The organism is Bradyrhizobium canariense (assembly GCF_900105125.1).
Lineage (GTDB): Bacteria > Pseudomonadota > Alphaproteobacteria > Rhizobiales > Xanthobacteraceae > Bradyrhizobium > Bradyrhizobium canariense_A.
In genome coordinates this window covers 4,767,805-4,786,854 of record NZ_LT629750.1, presented here as the reverse complement: position 1 = coordinate 4,786,854, position 19,050 = coordinate 4,767,805, and the positions used below count along the sequence as shown (strand labels likewise).

20 protein-coding genes are annotated in these 19,050 nt (G+C 60.0%); 15 read left to right on the top strand and 5 right to left on the bottom strand.

Annotation, left to right across the window (positions count from 1 at the left end):
- The first annotated feature begins 250 nt into the window (after positions 1–250).
- The 4 genes from BLV09_RS22805 (at position 251) to BLV09_RS22790 (ending at position 3,024) form a co-directional block, all read left to right on the top strand.
- On the top strand, positions 251–1,060 hold the full coding sequence (locus BLV09_RS22805) for an alpha/beta fold hydrolase (protein ID WP_146688988.1): 810 nt from the start codon (positions 251–253) through the stop codon (positions 1,058–1,060).
- Positions 1,061–1,224: 164 nt separating this feature from the next.
- On the top strand, positions 1,225–2,190 hold the full coding sequence (locus tag BLV09_RS22800) for an IS1595 family transposase (RefSeq protein ID WP_146688987.1): 966 nt from the start codon (positions 1,225–1,227) through the stop codon (positions 2,188–2,190).
- Between the two features lie 229 nt (positions 2,191–2,419).
- The gene (locus BLV09_RS22795; protein ID WP_146688986.1) at positions 2,420–2,707 is read left to right on the top strand and encodes a type II toxin-antitoxin system RelE/ParE family toxin; all 288 of its coding nucleotides are present in this window, start codon (positions 2,420–2,422) and stop codon (positions 2,705–2,707) included.
- A gap of 14 nt (positions 2,708–2,721) precedes the next feature.
- Entirely contained in the window at positions 2,722–3,024 is a 303-nt protein-coding gene (locus tag BLV09_RS22790; RefSeq protein WP_146688985.1) for a HigA family addiction module antitoxin, read from the top strand.
- A 29-nt stretch (positions 3,025–3,053) separates the two neighbouring features.
- On the opposite strand, the gene BLV09_RS22785 is transcribed toward BLV09_RS22790, so the two are convergent.
- From BLV09_RS22785 to BLV09_RS22775, 3 genes are read right to left on the bottom strand one after another with little or no spacing between them, the layout of a single operon-like run.
- Entirely contained in the window at positions 3,054–3,401 is a 348-nt protein-coding gene (locus tag BLV09_RS22785) for a hypothetical protein (RefSeq protein ID WP_146688984.1), read from the bottom strand.
- A gap of 1 nt (position 3,402) precedes the next feature.
- Positions 3,403–3,768, bottom strand: a complete 366-nt coding sequence (locus tag BLV09_RS22780; protein ID WP_146688983.1) for a hypothetical protein — start codon at positions 3,766–3,768, stop codon at positions 3,403–3,405.
- Positions 3,769–3,807: 39 nt separating this feature from the next.
- Positions 3,808–3,999: a hypothetical protein gene (locus BLV09_RS22775; protein WP_146688982.1), complete on the bottom strand. Its 192-nt coding sequence runs from the start codon at positions 3,997–3,999 to the stop codon at positions 3,808–3,810.
- A gap of 49 nt (positions 4,000–4,048) precedes the next feature.
- Here BLV09_RS22775 and BLV09_RS22770 point away from each other — a divergent pair, with 49 nt between their 5' ends.
- The 3 genes from BLV09_RS22770 to boxB all read left to right on the top strand — a co-directional run bounded on the left by BLV09_RS22770 (position 4,049) and on the right by boxB (position 8,264).
- Positions 4,049–4,774: a hypothetical protein gene (locus BLV09_RS22770; RefSeq protein WP_146688981.1), complete on the top strand. Its 726-nt coding sequence runs from the start codon at positions 4,049–4,051 to the stop codon at positions 4,772–4,774.
- Between the two features lie 191 nt (positions 4,775–4,965).
- Positions 4,966–6,654 carry a 2,3-epoxybenzoyl-CoA dihydrolase gene (boxC, locus tag BLV09_RS22765; RefSeq protein WP_146688980.1) on the top strand — a complete coding sequence of 563 codons (1,689 nt, stop codon included), beginning with the start codon at positions 4,966–4,968 and terminating at the stop codon, positions 6,652–6,654.
- A 173-nt stretch (positions 6,655–6,827) separates the two neighbouring features.
- Positions 6,828–8,264 (top strand): benzoyl-CoA 2,3-epoxidase subunit BoxB, encoded by a 1,437-nt coding sequence (gene boxB / locus BLV09_RS22760; RefSeq protein WP_100387276.1) that lies wholly within the window; start codon positions 6,828–6,830, stop codon positions 8,262–8,264.
- 195 nt (positions 8,265–8,459) lie between these two features.
- Here boxB and BLV09_RS22755 read toward each other — a convergent pair whose 3' ends face one another.
- Together BLV09_RS22755 and BLV09_RS22750 are read right to left on the bottom strand one after the other, a co-directional pair.
- Positions 8,460–9,260: an SDR family oxidoreductase gene (locus tag BLV09_RS22755; RefSeq protein ID WP_146688979.1), complete on the bottom strand. Its 801-nt coding sequence runs from the start codon at positions 9,258–9,260 to the stop codon at positions 8,460–8,462.
- Between the two features lie 117 nt (positions 9,261–9,377).
- Positions 9,378–10,436, bottom strand: a complete 1,059-nt coding sequence (locus tag BLV09_RS22750; protein ID WP_146688978.1) for a polysaccharide deacetylase family protein — start codon at positions 10,434–10,436, stop codon at positions 9,378–9,380.
- A 165-nt stretch (positions 10,437–10,601) separates the two neighbouring features.
- Between BLV09_RS22750 and BLV09_RS22745 the strand changes: the two genes are divergently transcribed.
- The 8 genes from BLV09_RS22745 to pstB all read left to right on the top strand — a co-directional run bounded on the left by BLV09_RS22745 (position 10,602) and on the right by pstB (position 19,039).
- Entirely contained in the window at positions 10,602–11,996 is a 1,395-nt protein-coding gene (locus BLV09_RS22745; RefSeq protein WP_146688977.1) for an OmpA family protein, read from the top strand.
- A gap of 4 nt (positions 11,997–12,000) precedes the next feature.
- Positions 12,001–12,297, top strand: a complete 297-nt coding sequence (locus tag BLV09_RS22740; RefSeq protein ID WP_146688976.1) for a hypothetical protein — start codon at positions 12,001–12,003, stop codon at positions 12,295–12,297.
- Between the two features lie 328 nt (positions 12,298–12,625).
- The gene (locus tag BLV09_RS22735; protein ID WP_146688975.1) at positions 12,626–13,681 is read left to right on the top strand and encodes a lysylphosphatidylglycerol synthase domain-containing protein; all 1,056 of its coding nucleotides are present in this window, start codon (positions 12,626–12,628) and stop codon (positions 13,679–13,681) included.
- A 31-nt stretch (positions 13,682–13,712) separates the two neighbouring features.
- The gene (locus BLV09_RS22730; protein WP_100384559.1) at positions 13,713–15,014 is read left to right on the top strand and encodes an ATP-binding protein; all 1,302 of its coding nucleotides are present in this window, start codon (positions 13,713–13,715) and stop codon (positions 15,012–15,014) included.
- Positions 15,015–15,154: 140 nt separating this feature from the next.
- Positions 15,155–16,165, top strand: coding sequence for a phosphate ABC transporter substrate-binding protein PstS (pstS, locus tag BLV09_RS22725; RefSeq protein ID WP_146688974.1), 1,011 nt, complete (start codon positions 15,155–15,157; stop codon positions 16,163–16,165).
- A gap of 216 nt (positions 16,166–16,381) precedes the next feature.
- Positions 16,382–17,371 carry a phosphate ABC transporter permease subunit PstC gene (pstC, locus tag BLV09_RS22720; RefSeq protein ID WP_167558855.1) on the top strand — a complete coding sequence of 330 codons (990 nt, stop codon included), beginning with the start codon at positions 16,382–16,384 and terminating at the stop codon, positions 17,369–17,371.
- Positions 17,372–17,375: 4 nt separating this feature from the next.
- A complete protein-coding gene (pstA, locus tag BLV09_RS22715; protein ID WP_100384556.1) occupies positions 17,376–18,221 on the top strand; it encodes a phosphate ABC transporter permease PstA in 846 nt (281 codons plus the stop codon).
- Complete coding sequence (pstB, locus tag BLV09_RS22710) at positions 18,218–19,039, top strand: phosphate ABC transporter ATP-binding protein PstB (protein WP_100384555.1); 822 nt, start codon at positions 18,218–18,220, stop codon at positions 19,037–19,039. The genes pstA and pstB overlap by 4 nt, the downstream gene beginning before the upstream one ends.
- Positions 19,040–19,050: the final 11 nt, after the last annotated feature.

Below are 19,050 nucleotides of genomic sequence, written 5' to 3'. Positions count from 1 at the left end.
CGCGAGAGTGTGAGCCCCCGAATGTCGAGTGGCGAATGATGATGTACTTGTCGATTGAAGCCCAAAGTGTTGCCGCACAGTGCGCTCTGCTCTCTCCCCCCTTGCGGGGGAGAGGTGGAGAGGGGGGTATCACGAGCTCCAGCGTTTGCGGCTTACCCCCCTCCCTAACCCTCCCCCGCAAGGGGGGAGGGAAGGATCGAGCAAGGGGGGAGAGAGCGCGGCGCGTTGTGTTGCGATGGGAGCGGTTACAATGACCGTCCTCTCACCCACTGGCTTCTTCTCGATCGGCGCGTCCGATCTTGAATACCGCATGATCGGGCCTCAGCCGGATGAAGCGCCGACCATTGTGATGCTGCATGAAGGCCTCGGATCGGCCGCGCTGTGGGGCGATTTTCCGGACAAGCTTCAGGAGGCCACTGGCGCGGGCGTCCTCGTCTATTCGCGCGCGGGCTACGGCGCCTCCACGCCTGTAAGATTGCCGCGTCCGCTTGATTACATGCACATTGAAGCGCTGGAGGTCTTGCCCAAGCTGCTCGACCAGATCGGCCTTCGCCGCGGAATGCTGCTTGGGCATTCCGACGGCGCTTCGATCGCGGCGATCTATGCCGGCGGTCATCAGGACCATCGCATGCAGGGGGTTGCAATGATCGCCCCGCATTTTGTCACGGAGGAGATCGGATTGGCGTCGATTGCCGAGACCCGAAAAGCCTATGAGACCAACGGCCTCAGGGCGAAGCTTGCGCGCTGGCATGGCGACGTCGACAACACGTTTTATGGCTGGAGCGACGCCTGGCTCGATCCGGAGTTCCGCAACTGGGATATCTCGGAATATCTCGCCTATATCCGCGTGCCGGTTGCGATCGTGCAGGGCTCCGGCGATCAGTACGGCACGATGCGCCAGATCGAGATCGCCCAGCAGGAATGCTATTGCCCGGTTGACGTGACGATGATCACGGGCGCGGGACACTCTCCGTATCGTGAAGCGCCGGGTGCGACGCTCGCGGCGATTTCGGAATTCGCGAATGCGGCTTTGTGCAGCGAAGGTTCACGCGTGGCCTAGGCAGACGGTGCGCCGCCGCTTAGCCGGCTATTTCCCGCGTCATGAGGTCAGATTTCGTCAGGGAAATGCCGAACGCGGAGCCGGCGCGCATGAAACAAAATGCACATTATAACCTTGACAAAGCAGACGACCATGGGTAGATTGCTGACATTGGAGCAACCCAGATGGCCGATCTTCTCAAAAACCCTATATTCCTCGATGAAACCAAGGCCCGCGACTGGCTAGAAGCCCGTGTTTGGGCAAATGGCCGGGTTTGCCCGCATTGCGGCAATGCCGATCAGGACAAGATCACCAAGCTTGAGGGCAAGGCTCACCGTCCGGGCGTCTACCAGTGCAACGAACCGGCCTGCCGTGAGCAGTTCACCGTGACCGTTGGCACCGTATTCGAGCGCTCCAAAATCCCTCTGACCAAGTGGCTTGCCGCCCTGTTCCTGATGACCGCCTCCAAGAAGGGAATTAGCGCCCATCAGGTCCATCGTATGCTGGGCATCAGCTACAAATCGACGTGGTTTCTAATGCACCGCCTGCGTGAGGCCATGCGCGTTGGCGGCCTAGTCCCGCCGATGGGCGAGGATGGCGGCGCGGTTGAGGTTGACGAAACCTACATTGGCCGCTTGCAAGGCGTTAAAAAGAAGCGAGCTGGCGCGGGCCATAAAAACACGGTCCTTTCGTTGCTTGATCGTGAGACCGGACAGGTCCGCAGCTTCCATGTTGCGACCGCAACCGTGGACGATGTAGCGCCGATCGTTCGCGCCAACGTTTCCAAAGAAGCCCACCTCATGAGCGACCAAGCGAAGATTTATAAGAAGCTTGGCGCTGAGTTTTCGCGCCACGATACAGTCAACCATCAAGAGGATGAATACGCGCGCCGTGAAGGCGAAACGCTCATCACAACCAACACGATTGAAAGCTACTTCTCAGTGTTCAAGCGCGGCATGCGCGGTACCTACCAGCATTGCGCCGAAAAGCATTTGCATCGTTATCTGGCGGAATTTGACTTCCGCCATAACAACCGCATTGCCCTTGGCGTGGACGATACCGATCGCGCCAACCAGCTTGCAAAAGGCATCGTTGGCAAGAGGCTGACCTATCGACGGCCTAACCGCAAAGACGTTCAAGCTGAAGGCTAAGCGCTTTTTGCGCTGGAAGGCCAATCAACCGAAACCAAAGCCTTGATTCGTCAAATACTGGCGGGCACGCTAGGTTGCGTGATATAGATCTCGCAACTTCAAAAAGTCCCCAAGTCCAATTCTCCAAAATTACACACCTTAACAAATAGTTAGCTAACCTTGGTATCAGTTTATGATACGTTCTTCTTGCGGAACGTATCACTTGATGATACGTTGTAGGACACTGGCGATGCCAATCAAGAGCTTTGCGAATGACCTCACCAAGGCAATCTTTGATGGAGAATGCCCGAAGGGGTTTCCAGCTCAGTTGCAAAGCGTCACCAGACGTAAGCTAAGAATGATCGATGCGGCTCATGAACTAAAGGACCTGAAGGCCCCACCAAACAACAAACTTCACCCACTTGAGGATGATCGAGAAGGTCAACATGCCATTTGGGTCAATGACCAATATCGTATCTGCTTTAGATGGGACGACGGCGACGCGCACGAAGTAGAGTTCACCGATTACCATAAGTAAAATAGGAGTTAGAGATGGCCAAGTTAGCACCCCTTCATCCCGGCGAAGTTCTTCGCGAGGAATTCATGGTGCCTATGGGCCTCACAGCATATGCCCTCGCAGAACGTTGCCACATTCCTCGCACACGTATCGAGCGGATCGCGAGCGAGCAGACTAGCATTTCTGCCGATACGGCACTCCGTCTCGCCAAGGCGCTTGGCACCACTCCTGAGTTTTGGCTCAATCTTCAGGCTCGATATGCCGTGGAAGTGACAAAGCCCAAGATCAAGCGCGATCTAGAAACAATCGAAATGGCATCGGCCGCCAAGGCCGCTTAGGTTGTCCTTTTGACGGACAACTAAGCTCTCTAGGGCTTTGGCTCGAAAAGTGATGCGAAAGACGGCGACGGAGGACTGATGACTTTCAACGCTCCGTCGCGACGCTGAGTAATCCAGTCGTCAACCCATTTTGGGGCCCAACCGGAATAGGAGTTTGGGTCAAAATTTACGATCAACTCGCTATCTTTTTGCGAAAGCTTCCCAGCAAGGGCTGCATAAATCTGCGACGGGGTACTTTCAGACCAAATGAGCCAGTTGTGCCCCCCAAACCGCAACCAGTCCCCCAACACTCCCAAGGTTGCGTCAATCTCGCTGACCTTAGCTTCTGTCGGGAGAATGTCCCACCGGATCATTACTGCATAAAAACTTTTAGCCATCTCAAGACTCGCCCCCAATGACTTGCTGGGTTGCGTTCGGGAGCGCGGGCTGACCCTTGGCGGCCATTTCTATCTGCCGCCATTTTACTAATTCGGCCCCCTCCAAAAGGGCCATATCCGGATGTTTGTTGGCGAACCAAAGCACGCCGGCGAAATAGCCAAAAAACAATACCACAATGAAACAAGCGACTGCGAGTAGGTAGCCAGAATCTCTCAGTGAATAGGCGACAACTAATAGGGCCAGCAGGGCTACACCCGCTACGTAACTCGATTTTCCCACAACACCCTGTGCAAGTCGGACCCCATCCAGCGAGGATTCGCTGACGCCAACCGCCTCCAATATTTGTTTGACACTGGTCCCCACCATTTAACGATCATATCGCTGAAATTGTCTAGCGATAGGAGTTCAACCCGCTTTATTGGTTGTTTTGCGAGACTTCTTCACCGCTTTCTTCACTTTCGGATTGGCCTTTAGAGACTTCTCTTTCGCCACCCGATGCTGCGGGGGAGCTTTCGCTACTACACCAGCGGCGCGCTCAAAGCGCTCCCATGCGTCGGGGTGCAGTTCAATCTCTTTCACCGGGTCGGTCTTCGGCATGGCTATGTATATCAACCCTGCATTTCGCAGACACCAAGCAGAGGGGGCCTTGATCGGCCACATCCTGGCGTCCTTCGGAGAGATTGAAGTTACCGCCTGCTACAATACAGCAATCGCCCACAAACTCATAAACCACGTTCTGGCGATGCTTTATGGGCTGAGAGCGACATCGCCACGAATCGAAGCCGCCTTGCGGTTAATGGTGCCAGCGGCGGAAGTTCTGGGCCTGCAAGAAGAGCAGAAGATTGTCACACCGATGATTTGGCACTGCGTTTCCATACGCAACCAATATGCCCATTGCAATTGGGGCGATGAAGCCGAACCCGATAGCGGCGTGTATTTTGCTGACCTGCAAAACTCAGCGAAAAACACGAACTTTTCTCACGACTGGAAACACGTTGATATCGAGCTACTTCAAAAGCAGCTTGATTACTTCAATGCCACAATGGAGATGCTTAACTTCATCAACGGCGAAATCAATCGGCAGGCAGGACGAGTATCCGAGAACCCCTTTCCAAGGCCTCCAATACCGACGCAACCGCCTTTGCATAATCCTCCACTCGAACATGTGCCCCAGTGGATAGACGAAACAGAGAAAGCCCTTCATGTAGCAAAGGCTCAGGCAGCTCTAGGCGGACCCCCGACACCCACACCGTCACAGTTGGAACTTGACCGGGCGAGGGCTGCAAAAAAGGAAGCGCGCCGTCTCCACGCGGAGCGGAGCGCAAAAGGAAGTTCTTCCCCGGAGGGGAATCAGCCGACAGGTGAACAGTAATATCGGGCGCGCCAACCCCCGCAGGCAAATCAGCTTGTTCGGGAGTGGCATCCGTATGCGGCATTGCATCTTGCTTTGTCAAGGTTATAATGTGCAACAAAATGCATATTTTGGCGTTTCTGGCTGGACGGGCGCAAAAACATGCATTATTGTGCATATCAAGATCAATCGTCATAGCTCAAGGGTGGCCCATGGCCGGTGAAGATCGCGTCCTCGCGGGCAGCGCGAAATACATCGATTTCCAGACCGATCCGTCGCGCTACCGGCACTGGAAGCTCGATGTCGCGGGCGATGTCGCGACGCTGACCATGGATGTCGACGAGAATGGCGGCCTGTTCGAAGGCTATCAGCTCAAGCTGAATTCCTACGATCTCGGTGTCGATATCGAGCTGGCCGACGTGGTGCAGCGGCTGCGCTTCGAGCATCCCGGCGTGAAGGTGGTGGTGGTGCGTTCAGCCAAGAACCGCGTGTTCTGCGCCGGCGCCAATATCCGGATGCTGGCGGGCGCGACCCACGCCCACAAAGTGAACTTCTGCAAATTCACCAACGAGACCCGCAACGGTCTCGAAGACTCCAGCGAAAATTCCGGACAGCGCTTTATTACCGTGATCAATGGCACTGCGGCCGGCGGTGGCTACGAGCTGGCGCTGGCGACCGATCATATCATTCTCGCCGACGACGGCGCTGCGGCCGTCGCGTTGCCGGAAGTGCCGTTGCTGGCGGTGCTGCCGGGCACCGGCGGACTGACGCGCGTGGTCGACAAGCGCAAGGTGCGCCGCGACCACGCCGATTATTTCTGTACCATCGAGGAAGGCATCAAGGGCAAGCGCGCGGTGCAATGGCGGCTGGTCGACGAGATCGTGCCCAACAGCAAGCTCGAAGCCAGAGTTGCCGAGCGCGCCAGGGAATTCGCCGCCGCCTCCACGCGCGCCGGCAACGGCAAAGGCATCGCGCTGACGCCACTATCCCGCAGCATCGACGACAACAGTATTCGCTACGGCCATGTCAGTGTTGATATCGCGCGAGCCGAGCGCATCGCGACCATCTCGATCAAGGCGCCGGACGTGGCGCCGCCTGCCGATATCGACGGCATGATTGCGCAAGGCGCGTCGTTCTGGCCGCTCCAGGTCGCGCGCGAGCTGGATGATGCGATCCTGCATCTGCGCATCAATGAACTTGAGACCGCGATGCTGCTGTTCAAGTCGCACGGCGACCGCGCCAATGTCGTTGCCTGCGACGCATTTCTCGAGGCCAACAAAGCGCATTGGCTGGTCAACGAAATCAGGCAGTACTGGAAGCGCGTGCTGAAGCGCATCGACGTCACCTCGCGCACGCTGGTGACGCTGGTCGAGCCGGGCTCGTGCTTTGTCGGCACGCTGGCCGAACTCGTGTTCGCCGCCGACCGTTCCTACATGCTGATTGGCCAGAAGCAGGGCGACAATCGCGCGCCGCCGACGATCGAATTGACCGCAATGAATTTCGGGCCCTATCCGATGAGCCACGGCCTGACCCGGCTGCAATCGCGTTTCCAGGCCGACCCGTCCGATCTGGATCGCGCACAACAGAAAATCGGCGAAGCGATCGATGCGGAGGCGGCCGAAGAACTCGGCCTCGTGACCTTTGCGCTCGACGACATCGATTGGGATGACGAGGTCAGGGTATTCCTCGAGGAGCGCACCAGCTTTTCGCCTGACGGCCTCACCGGCATGGAAGCGAATCTGCGCTTCGTCGGACCCGAAACCATGGAATCGAAAATCTTCTCGCGCCTGACGGCGTGGCAGAACTGGATCTTCCAGCGCCCCAATGCGGTCGGCGAAGACGGCGCGCTGCGGCGCTACGGCACCGGACAGAAGGCGCAGTTCGATATGACGAGAGTGTGAGAAGAATACCGCCGTCATCCTGAGGTGCGAGCGCAAGCGAGCCTCGAAGGATGGCTGCGGAGGCGGAGCGGCATCCTTCGAGGCTCGCGCGAGATGCGCTCCCACCTCAGGATGACGATTAAGCAAGTTGCGATGCGCGCCATAACAAGCCCAAGGAGCACGCCATGAACATCATGAACGTCGATTACTCGACCAAGATTCCGAACAACGTGAATCTCAGCGAAGATCGGCAGGTGCTCAAAGCGCTGGAGGGCTGGCACCCCGGTTACATCGACTGGTGGAACGACATGGGGCCGGATGGCTTCCAGCAATCGCTGGTCTATCTGCGCACCGCCTATTCGGTCGATCCGCGCGGCTGGGCCAAGTTCGATTACGTGAAGATGCCGGATTATCGCTGGGGCATCCTGCTCGCGCCACAGGAAGAGAACCGCGTCATCCCGTTCGGCGAAAACCACGGCAAGCCGGTTTGGCAGGAAGTGCCGGGCGAGCATCGCGCCACGCTGCGCCGCCTGATCGTGATCCAGGGTGATACCGAGCCTGCATCCGTCGAACAGCAGCGCCATCTCGGCAAGACCGCGCCTTCGCTCTACGACCTGCGCAATCTGTTCCAGGTCAATGTCGAGGAAGGCCGCCATCTCTGGGCGATGGTTTATCTGCTGCAGAAATATTTCGGCCGTGACGGCCGCGAGGAAGCCGACGAGTTGTTGCGTCGCCGGTCGGGCGATGCGGATAGCCCACGCATGCTCGGCGCCTTCAATGAAGCGACGCCGGACTGGCTGTCGTTCTTCATGTTCACCTATTTTACCGACCGCGACGGCAAGATGCAGCTGCACTCGCTGGCGCAGTCCGGCTTCGATCCGCTGTCGCGCACCTGCCGCTTCATGCTGACCGAAGAGGCGCATCACATGTTCGTCGGCGAAACCGGCATCAGCCGTGTCGTGCAGCGGACCTGCGAGGCGATGAAAGACGCCGGGATCAGCGACCCGACCGACGTCGCCAAGGTACGCGCACTAGGTGTGATCGACCTTCCGACCATCCAGAAGAAGCTCAATCTGCATTACTCGTTGTCGCTGGACCTGTTTGGCTCCGAAGTCTCGACCAATGCAGCGAACGCCTTCAATGCCGGCATCAAGGGCCGCTATCGCGAAACCCAGATCGAGGATGATCATCGCTTGCAGAACAGCACCTATCCGGTGCTGAAGCTGATCGACGGCGAGATCAAGCGTGTCGACGAGCCGGCGCTCACCGCGCTCAACATGCGGCTGCGCGACGACTACACGCAGGATTGCGTCAAGGGCATGTTGCGCTGGAACAAGATCATCTCGCTCGCTGGTTACGACGTGAAGCTGACATTGCCCAACGTCGCCTTCCATCGTCAGATCGGCGAATTCAGGGATGTCCATGCCACGCCGGACGGCGTGCTGATCGATGATGCGACCTGGAACAGGCGCAAGAGCGAATGGCTGCCGTCGGCCGAAGATGGCGATTTCATCGCTTCGCTGATGACGCCAGTGACCGCGATCGGCGAATTCGCCTCATGGATCTCGCCGCCCAAAGTCGGGATCGACAACAAGCCCGGTGATTTCGAGTACGTGAAGATCGAGACGTGATCTTGTTCAGCTCTCCCCGTTTGCGGGGAGGGGGCGCCGCGCTCACGCGCGGCGGGTGAGGGGGTAAAGGTATCACGGCGATTGCATCGGCCGAGAGATGCCCCTCACTCCAACGCTCTAAGAGCGAGCTAGCTTGTCTCGACCCCGCAAGAGCGGGGCGAGGGGCACCGTCGATCGCGGCGGCTGTCCCTGACCTTATCCGGCGATCTCCAGTCCGGCATTGGCGTAGACGATGCCGCCATCGACCGCGATGGTGGTACCGACCACGTAATCGCCGGCGCGCGAGGCGAGATAGATCGCGGCACCCGCCATATCCTCATCGGTGCCGATGCGTCCCGCTGGCACCCGCGTCGCCACTTCGTCGGCGTTGTCACGCGCGGCCTTGTTCATGTCGGATTTGAACGGTCCCGGCGCGATCGCCGATACCACGATGTGGTCGGGAATCAGTTTCACCGCCATTCGGCGGGTCAGGTGGATCAGTCCCGATTTGCTCGCGGCGTAAGAATAGGTCTCCAACGGATTGACGAAGATGCCGTCGATCGAGGCGATGTTGATGACCTTGGCGGGCTTCTCGGCGGTGGCGGCCGCGCGCAAAGGCGCTGCCAGTGCCTTGGTCAGGAAGAACGGCGTCTTGACGTTGAGGTTCATCACCTTGTCCCAGCCGCTTTCCGGAAATTCGTCGAAATCGGCGCCCCACGCCGCACCGGCATTGTTCACGAGAATGTCGAGCTTCGGTTCGCGCTTCTTGATTTCCGCTGCCAGCATGTCGATGCCGGCCATGGTGGAGATATCGATCGGCAGCGCGATACACTCGCCGCCATACTCGGCCGTGAGCTCTTTGGCAGTGGCTTCGCACGGTCCGGCCTTGCGCGCCGTGATATAGACCTTCGCCGCGCCTTGGCTGAGGAAGCCGGCTGCGATCATCTTGCCGATGCCGCGCGATCCGCCGGTCACCAATGCGACGCGGCCCTTTAGCGAAAACAGATCCTTGAACATGTTGCCCTCCAGTTGATTTTATCGGCGGTTTTGGGCGCGGGAGGGACATGAGTCAAGGAAGGGACTTTTCCCCTCTCCCACAAGGGGAGAAGGGAAGAGAAGAAGCGTCGAACGCAACTACGCTGCGTCGACGCGCCGGAAGCCGTTCCACATCGCGGTGGCGGCGCCGGAGGTCAGCACCGGCAAAATGCGGGCGTCCTGATAATTGCCGTTGAGCGAAACCCGCGGCAGCGCCGTCATGTGTTCGGCGTTCTCGGGGAAGATCATGCCGGGGCGCGTCGTCACCGCGGTCTTGAAGCCGGCGGCGCGCGCCATCGCGAATTCGCGGGGGCCGGCCGCGATCTTGTCGCCATAGGGATAAGCGAGATGGAGAACGGGGCGCTGCACCGCGCCTTCGATCCGTTCGCGGCTCACGGTCATCTCGTGGCTGGCATGGTCGGCGGTCTGCCGGGCGAGATTGCAATGGGTGATCGAGTGAGCGCCGATGGCGATCAGCGGATCGTTGGCGAACGGTTTCAACTCGTCCCAGGACATGCAGAGATCGCGACAGATCGCGGCTTGATCGACGCCGTGACGGGCGCACAGCGCGCTGACCTCACGCTCGATGTCGAGCTCGCCGGGTAGCCCGCGCAGCCAGTCGTGCAACCGGTCGAACGCGATCTGCTTGGCGGCCGGCGTCTCCGTGTCGAACCGCACGGCAGCGCCGCCGATCTCGACCTCGAGCATTGACGCTTTCGCGATCACCATCTCCAGCGCGATCCACCACAGCCGGCCGGTGCCTTCGGCGAAATCGCTGGCGACATAGACGGTGAAGGGTGCGGCGAATTCACGCAGCACCGGCAACGCGAAGTCCCGGTTGTCGCGATAGCCATCGTCCAGCGTGAAGCAGGCGAATCGTCGCGAAAAGCTGCGTTCGATCAGCCGCCGGTGAACCTCATCCATCGTGACGATGTCGATGCCTTGCGCGCGGAGGTGCGACAGCATGGCGCGCAGGAATTTTGGCGTGATCTCAAGATGCCGGTTCGGCTGGAACTCGGCGTCGCCGGGTGGCCGCACATGGTGCAGCATGAAAATGGCGCCGACACCCGCGAAGATCGGCCGCAGCACATAATGGGCACCGCTGAAGTAAAGCGCTTCCAGTCCGGCGCGAATGACGCTCTTGCGAAGCTGCTTCATCAGGAGTGATTGGCCTTGGGATGCGAGTGCGAAAACTAGCGGGAGAGCGCTGAAGAAACGGTTAGCCGGACCGCCATGCATTGATCCTACCATTCCCTGTTATTTCCAGTTTGACAGCCTCGCAAGGGTTTGTTTTCTCTCCGTTCCGAGAGCGCAGGACATCGAATGCACGGACTTTTCAGGTGGAGCAGCAAATGGTGGCCGGGTGTGATTCCTTTGGCCATCCTTTGGGCGATCGCGGCCTGGTCGAGTACGGCGCCACTTGAAGCGGATTTGGCCGCGCAAAGCACCGCTGCACTGAAGGATACGGTGCTGGACAAGCGGCAAATCGAGGTCGACGGCCGCGATGTCACGTTTGCGGCGGATGCATTCTCGGAAGAGGGCCGTCGCGGCGCTGTGGCTGCGGTGGAGGCTGTGCCAGGCGTACGGCTGGTTAACGACGAAACGCGCCTCGTTCCTGAAGCCAAGCCCTTCGTCTGGTCGGCTGAGCGCGATGTGGTCAGGGTTACGCTGGGTGGAAGTGCACCCTTGCCGGCCACAAAGACCAAATTGCTCGATATGGCCCGCGCTGCTCTTGGTGGCGTCGAGGTTGTCGATCAGATGAACCTGTCGCGGGGCGCCCCGCCGCATTTCGACGGCGCGGCAGCGTTGCTGATCGATCAGATCGGAAAACTGAAAGACGGCAAGGTCACCATTTCAGATACCCAGATCAGCCTTTCCGGCATGGCTCGCGACCTCGGCGGCCGCGAAGCGATCGCCGCGGGACTGAAAAACCTTCCCGAGGGTTTTTCCGTCGCGGCGAACGAGATCAAGGCGCCGCCCTACATCTTTCAGGCTTACAAGGACCCCGTCGCCGTCACGCTGACGCTGACCGGCTATGTGCCTGGTAACACCGTCCATGCGGCGCTGGTTGCGGCGGCGTCGCGGAAGTTCTTCAGCGAGAAGGTCGTCGACAATCTCAAGGCCAGCATCGGCGCGCCCAGCGGATTTTCAGCCGCGGTGGCGCCGGCGCTGGGCGCGCTGTCGCGATTATCGACCGGCACGCTGGTGGTGTCGGACCGCGAAGTGAAGCTCTCGGGCGACGCATTCTACGATGCGGCCGCGGTTCAGATCCGTGCCGGGCTCGGCAAGGATTTTCCGCAAGGCTGGCAGTACAAGGCCGATATTTCCGTCAAGCCGGCGGCGGCGCCGGTGGATGCCACCGTGTGCCAGCAGCTGTTTTCGGATTTGCTTGGCAAAGGAAAAATTGGTTTCGAATCGGGCCGAGCCATCATCGATCCGGATTCCGCGGGGCTGCTTGACCGCTTGATCGAAACTGCGTTGCGCTGCCCGAACGCCAGCATCGAGATCGCAGGACACACCGACACCGACGGCGACGATGCTTTCAACCAGGCGCTATCCGAGAAGCGCGCGCAGGCGGTTGCGGACTATCTGATCAAAGCAGGGTTGCCCGCTGACCGCTTTACGGCGACAGGCTATGGCAGTACGCAGCCGATCGCCTCGAATGATACCGACGAAGGCAAGGCGCAGAACCGCCGCATCGAGTTCGTGGTGAGGTGAGGCCATGGCATATCTGGCGATGTTTCACTGGGGCTGGTTGCTGGGCTCGCTGTTGCTGGGCTTTGTGGTCGGCTGGATTGCCGTGGTCCACCGCGGTCAGGGCGTATCGAAGGTGACGTCGCGCTGGCTCGCCGCCCTGGTGGCGGTGCTTGTCGTCGCCGCGCTCTCGCGCGTGGTTCCGGGCCGCCCGGGCTATTGGCTCGACCTCGGCCTCATCATGTTCGCGTTGTATCTGGCTGGTTGTGCGGTCGGGTCGTGGTTGCGCGACTGGGTGCTGTCGCGCCATACGGCGGCCGCTTGAGTTCGGCCGGCCCCGTCGGCGAAACGCCGGAACGGCGGTTTTTTAGACGATGTCCGTCAAACCAGGCCTGTTAGGGGAAAAATCTGTGCATCTCGCAGGCGCGGCATGGCAGCGCCTTTTACGGGGGCGGGGAGAATGCAGCAAAACTGTGCATCCTGTGTCACTAATTCCAGCCTAATATATTGAAGGATCGCGTTTTATTCACCCCAAGCGAATTCCACTCCGGCTCAAAACGCGCTACGACATCGGGCCGGGGGGCAAGCGCGGCGTCGGCAGCGGAAAAAATTCGCCCGGCGGCCACGACGCAGGATCGCAATTCGAGGTCTAGATGCTGGAAGCAATACGCAGGGCGATGTCGTTTCTGCGCCAGAAGCAAATCCTGCATAAATTGGGTGTTGCGGTCAGCATCACCGTTATCGGGATTGCATGCTACGTACTTTACCACATGCTGCGGGGCATGGACGTCGAAGAGGTCGTCGAGGCGATCAAGGAGACGGAACCCCGCTCGATCTTCCTGGCCAGCTTGTTCGTGGCCGCGGGCTATTTCACGCTGACCTTCTATGACCTGTTTGCGGTTCGCGCGATCGGCCGCGCCGATATCCCTTACCGCGTCAATGCGCTCGCCGCCTTCACCAGCTATTCGATCGGGCACAATGTCGGCGCCAGTGTCTTTACCGGTGGCGCGGTGCGCTACCGCATCTATTCCGGCTGGGGATTGAACGCGATCGACGTCGCCAAGATCTGTTTTCTGGCCGGCCTGACCTTCTGGCTGGGTAATGCTGCGGTGTTGGGGCTCGGTATCGCCTATCATCCGGAGGCCGCGTCGGCGATCGATCAATTGCCGCCCTGGCTCAATCGGCTGGCCGCGTTCGCCATTATCCTGGGCCTGCTGGCGTATGTGGCCTGGGTTTCAATGCGGCCGAGGACGGTCGGACGCGGGCCCTGGTCGGTGATACTGCCGGGCGGGTCGCTGACGCTGCTGCAGATCGTGATCGGAATTGTCGATCTCGGCTTTTGTGCGCTGGCGATGTATGTGCTGGTTCCCGACGAACCCAATTTGGGTTTCGTCGTCGTCGCGGTCATTTTCGTCTCGGCGACGCTGCTGGGCTTTGCCAGTCATTCTCCCGGCGGGCTCGGCGTGTTCGACGCCGCGATGCTGGTCGGCCTGTGGCAGATGGACCGCGAAGACCTGCTGGCAGGGATGCTGCTGTTCCGCCTGCTCTATTATATTGCGCCATTTATCATATCTGTAATCTTGCTGACGTTTCGGGAAGTTATCCTGGGGGCGCGAAATAAGCGCCTGCGCCAGGTGACGCGAGGGCTTGAGGTCGAACCGCGCCGCGAAGCCGCTTACGTGCGGGAGCGCAGGGACACGAACGCCTGAAGATGCGCACCCGAACGGGAGAGCCGGCTCGATGGCCCTAGAAGCTCCGACATCTTCCTCTTTCTATTCTCCGTGGCCTGACCGGCTGCGGCACGCTGCCATTATCCTGCTCACCGCGGCTCTCGCCTTGGCCGTGCTGGTTGCACTCGGCGAACTGTCGCCGGTTCGCGCCACCGCGGTTTTTGCCTGCATCGCCGCGGCAGCCCTGGTGCCGTGGCGATTGCACAACGCGGCGACGTCGCGTGAAGATGTGCGCGGGGTCAATCCGGTCGAAACCGCGGCTGTCAGCGCCGTCGTTGCCGGCATGCCCGATCCCGCAGTGCTGCTGGACCGTGCCGGCCGCGTCATCCACCTCAACGCGGCGGCGGCGCAGCTTGCGCCGGCGTTGCGCAAGAACGAACTCGCCCAGTTCGCCTTGCGATCACCTGAAATCATCACTGCATTGCGCGAAGCCATCGCCACGTCCGAGACCCGGCGCGCGACCTATCTCGATCATGTGCCGGTCGATCGCTGGATGGAGTTGATCGTCACGCCGGTGCCAGTGCCCACCCTGTTCGGCGGCACCGACAAATGCATGCTGATGACGTTCCACGACCAGACGCCGCTGCGCCGGGTCGAGGAAATGCGCGCCGACTTCGTGGCCAATGCCAGTCATGAGCTGCGCACGCCGCTGGCTGCGCTGTCGGGCTTCATCGATACCCTTCAGGGGCCGGCCAAGGACGACGCCAAGGCACGCGAGCGCTTTCTCGGCATCATGCACACGCAGGCCACGCGCATGGCGCGGCTGATCGACGACCTGCTGTCGCTGTCGCGGGTCGAGCTTTCGGCCCATGTTCGCCCCGACACGCTGGTGGATATCGTTCCGATCATCCGGCAGGTCGCCGATGGGCTGGAGCCGCTGGCGCGGGAGCGCCAGGTCGCGATCGACATCGATTTGCCGGAGACGCCGGTGGCAATCGCGGGCGACCGCGAGGAGCTGCTGCGGCTGTTTGAAAACCTGATCGAGAACGCGCTGAAATACGGCGCGTCCGGCGGCAAGGTCATTGTATCGCTGACGTCAGCGATATCGGGTGAGGGCGTGCCCGAAGTCCGCGTCATGGTGCGCGATTTCGGTCCCGGCATCGCGCCGGAACATCTGCCGCGGCTGACCGAACGGTTCTACCGGGTGGATGTCGGCGACAGCCGCGCGCAGGGTGGAACCGGGCTCGGATTATCGCTTGTGAAACATATTGTTAACCGGCACCGCGGCCGGCTTTTGATCGAAAGCGTGCTGAAAAACGGCGCTACTTTCACCGCCTGTTTTCCCCAGGCGAAGCCCCCTTCTGGGGTCTAAAACCAAGCAATTTCAATTGCTTGCCTGTGTCATCCACCTGTCATCAAACCTTCGTAAAAGCGGCATTGACCGCTCCTAAACGAGCGGCGTGAGCGCGATCGGGCGCGTCCGGCGCTTCGCTCACCAGATGGAGACCAGCAATGAAATTCCTGAAAGCTATCGTCGCTGCCGGCTTGGTTGCCGCATCGACGTCGGCATTCGCCGCTGACATCACCGGTGCCGGCTCGACCTTTATCTTCCCGGTCCTGTCGAAATGGGCGGATGCCTATAAGAAGGACGCCGGCAGCAGCGTGAACTACCAGTCGATCGGGTCCGGCGCCGGCATCAAGCAGATCCAGGCCAAGACCGTGACGTTCGGAGCGACCGATGCGCCGCTGAAGGCCGATCAGCTCGAGAAGGATGGCTTCGCGCAGTGGCCGATGATCATGGGCGCGATCGTCCCGGTGGTGAACATCGACGGCGTGAAGGCTGGCGACATGGTGCTGGATGGCGATACCCTCGGCAAGATCTACCTCGGCACGATCACCAAATGGGATGACGCCGCGATCAAGAAGCTCAATCCGAAGCTCACTCTGCCGTCGGCCGCGATCGCCGTCGTTCACCGCGCGGACGGTTCGGGTACGACCTTCAACTTCACCGACTATCTCTCCAAGGTTAACGCGGATTGGAAGTCGAAGGTGGGTTCAGGCACCGCGGTCGAGTGGCCGGTTGGCGTTGGCGCCAAGGGCAATGAGGGCGTTTCCGGCAATATCGGTCAGACCAAGAATGCGATCGGTTACGTCGAATACGCCTACGCCAAGCAGAACAAGCTGACCTACACCGGGTTGGTCAACAAGGCCGGCAAGACCGTGCAGCCGACCACCGAAGCCTTCCAGGCGGCGGCTTCCAATGCCGATTGGGCAAATGCTCCCGGCTATTACCTGATCCTGACCGACCAGCCCGGCGACAAGTCGTGGCCGATCGTGGCCTCGACGTTCATCCTGATGCACAAGGATGCGACCGACAAGGCGGCCTCGCAGGAAGCGATCAAGTTCTTCAAGTTCGCTTTCGCCAAGGGCGACAAGATGGCTGAGGAGCTCGACTACATCCCGATGCCGGAATCGGTGGTCAAGCTGATCGAAAAGACCTGGTCGGCTGAAATCAAGAGCTGACGCAAAGAGCTGAGGTCGGGTTTCGTGCCAACAGAGAACGCGCTCTCTACCCAATCCGGGTTATCCCGGGTTGGGCTTCTCGGATCATCAAGGTCGGATTTGTCGGGCATCTTATCGGCCTGATTGAAGTTTGAACGCGCTAGATCCGGCTCAAGACTGAAGCGCCGGATTTCCAGGTAGTTTGGTTATGCAGTATAGGGGATTGGCGTGGCAGACATGGCCGTTCAGAGCGATGTAATGGAAGCCGCCGGACCTTACGATCGTGCCAAGGCGCTGAACGCCTTCAAACTCGGCGACGTTACTTTTTACTGGATCACCCGTATCTGTGCGATTTCGGTGCTGCTTATTCTCGGCGGCATCATTCTTTCGCTGATCGTGGGCGCCTGGCCCGCGATGAGGGAGTACGGCTTCGCGTTCCTGTGGACGCAGCGCTGGGCGCCATCGGCGGATCCGCCGGTGCTGGGTGCCCTCGGTCCGATCTACGGCACGCTGGTGACGTCCTTCATCGCGATGCTGATCGCCATTCCGGTCGGGCTTGGCATCGCCATCTTCCTGACCGAGCTCTGCCCGCAATGGCTGCGCCGCCCGATCGGAATAGCGATCGAGCTGCTCGCGGGCATTCCTTCGATTATCTACGGCATGTGGGGGTTCTTCGTCCTCGGCCCGTTCCTGGCCTACACGTTTCAACCCTTCATGATCGGGTTGTTTGACGGCATTCCGGTGCTCGGCTCGATCTTCGGTGGTCCACCCTCCTATCTCAGCCTGTTCAATGCGGCGCTGATCCTCGCCATCATGGTGCTGCCGTTCATCACCGCAATCTCGGTCGACGTGTTCAAGACGGTGCCGCCGGTGTTGAAGGAAGCAGCCTACGGCGTCGGCTGCACCACATGGGAAGTGGTCCGCAATGTGGTCATTCCCTATACCCGCGTCGGCGTCATCGGCGGCATCATGCTGGCGCTCGGCCGTGCGCTCGGCGAAACCATGGCGGTCACTTTCATCATCGGCAATTCATTCCGCATCTCGTCCTCGATCTTCGGGCCGGGCACGACGATTTCGGCGGCGATCGCCAGCGAGTTTGCCGAAAGCGACGGCTTGCATCAATCGGCGCTCATTTTGCTCGGCCTGTTGCTGTTCGTGCTGACGTTCTTCGTGCTGGCCGCGGCGCGGCTGATGTTGTTGCGGCTGGAAAAGAAGGCGGGGAATTGAACTCATGAACCCGATTTACGCATCACGCCGTCGCAAGGACATCATCATCCGCGGGCTCTGCGTCGGAGCCGCCTTGTTCGGCGTGACTTGGCTTGCGCTGATTCTGATCACCCTGTTTTACAACGGAGTTGCGGGCTTAAGTCTCCAGCTTTTTACGGAGAATACGCCCCCGCCGGGTTCGACCGAAGGCGGCTTGCTGAACGCGATCATCGGTTCGGTCATCATGACCGTGATCGGCGTCGGCATTGGCGCGCCGCTTGGCCTGTTCGCTGGCACCTATCTCGCCGAATACGGCAAGCATGATCACCTGACCTCGGTGATCCGCTTCATCAACGACATTCTCCTCAGCGCACCCTCCATCATCATTGGCCTGTTCATCTATGGCGCCGTCGTGGTGCCGATGGGCGGGTTCTCGGCCCTGGCCGGTGCACTGGCGCTGGCCGTGATCGTCATCCCTGTCGTGCTCCGCACCACCGAAGATATGCTGCTGTTGGTGCCCAACCCGTTGCGCGAGGCGGCATCGGCGCTGGGGCTGCCGCGTTCGCTCGTTATCAAGCGGATCGCTTACCGGGCTGCACGCTCCGGCCTGATCACAGGCGTCCTGCTCGCAACCGCGCGTGTTGCCGGCGAGACCGCGCCGCTATTGTTCACCGCGCTGAGCAACCAGTTCTTCAGCCTCGATCTGACCAAGACGATGGCCAACCTGCCGGTGACCATCAACAACTTCGTGCAAAGCCCCTACGCTTATTGGAAGGAACTCGCCTGGAGCGGGGCCTTGCTTATTACTCTAACCGTACTCGCGTTGAATATTGGCGCGCGTTATCTTGGCGCCGAGAGGGCTGCAAAATGAACGAAGTCTCTGTATCCGTGGGTAGTTCGAGCGGACCCGTTCCTGCGGCGCCGTTGCCGGATGCCCCGGCCAAAGTCAGCGTGCGCAACCTGAACTTCTATTACGGCGAGCATCATGCGCTGAAGAACATCAATCTGACGCTCGGCACCAATCGCGTCACCGCTTTTATCGGTCCGTCCGGTTGCGGCAAATCGACATTGCTGCGGATTTTCAACCGGATGTACGATCTCTATCCGGGGCAGCGCGCCGTCGGCCAGTTGATGCTCGACCAGACCAACATTCTCGATCCCAAGCTCGATCTCAATCTGCTACGCGCGCGCGTCGGCATGGTATTTCAAAAGCCGACGCCGTTTCCGATGACGATCTATGAAAACATCGCCTTCGGTATCCGTCTTTATGAGAAGATTTCCAAATCCGAAATGGACGACCGCGTGGAGAAGGCGTTGCGCGGCGGCGCGCTCTGGAACGAGGTCAAGGACAAGCTGAACGCCTCTGGTCTCAGCCTGTCCGGCGGCCAGCAGCAGCGGCTCTGCATCGCCCGTACCGTCGCGGTGCGGCCCGAAGTGATCCTGTTCGACGAGCCATGTTCGGCGCTCGATCCGATTTCGACCGCCAAGGTCGAGGAGTTGATTCAGGAACTGGCCGAGCACTATACGATCGCCATCGTGACCCATAACATGCAGCAGGCCGCCCGCGTCTCGGACAAGACCGCCTTCATGTATCTCGGCGAGCTGATCGAGTTCGACGACACCAACAAGATTTTCACCTCGCCGAGCGATCGACGCACCCAGGATTACATCACCGGCCGGTTCGGCTGAGGAGATAGAAC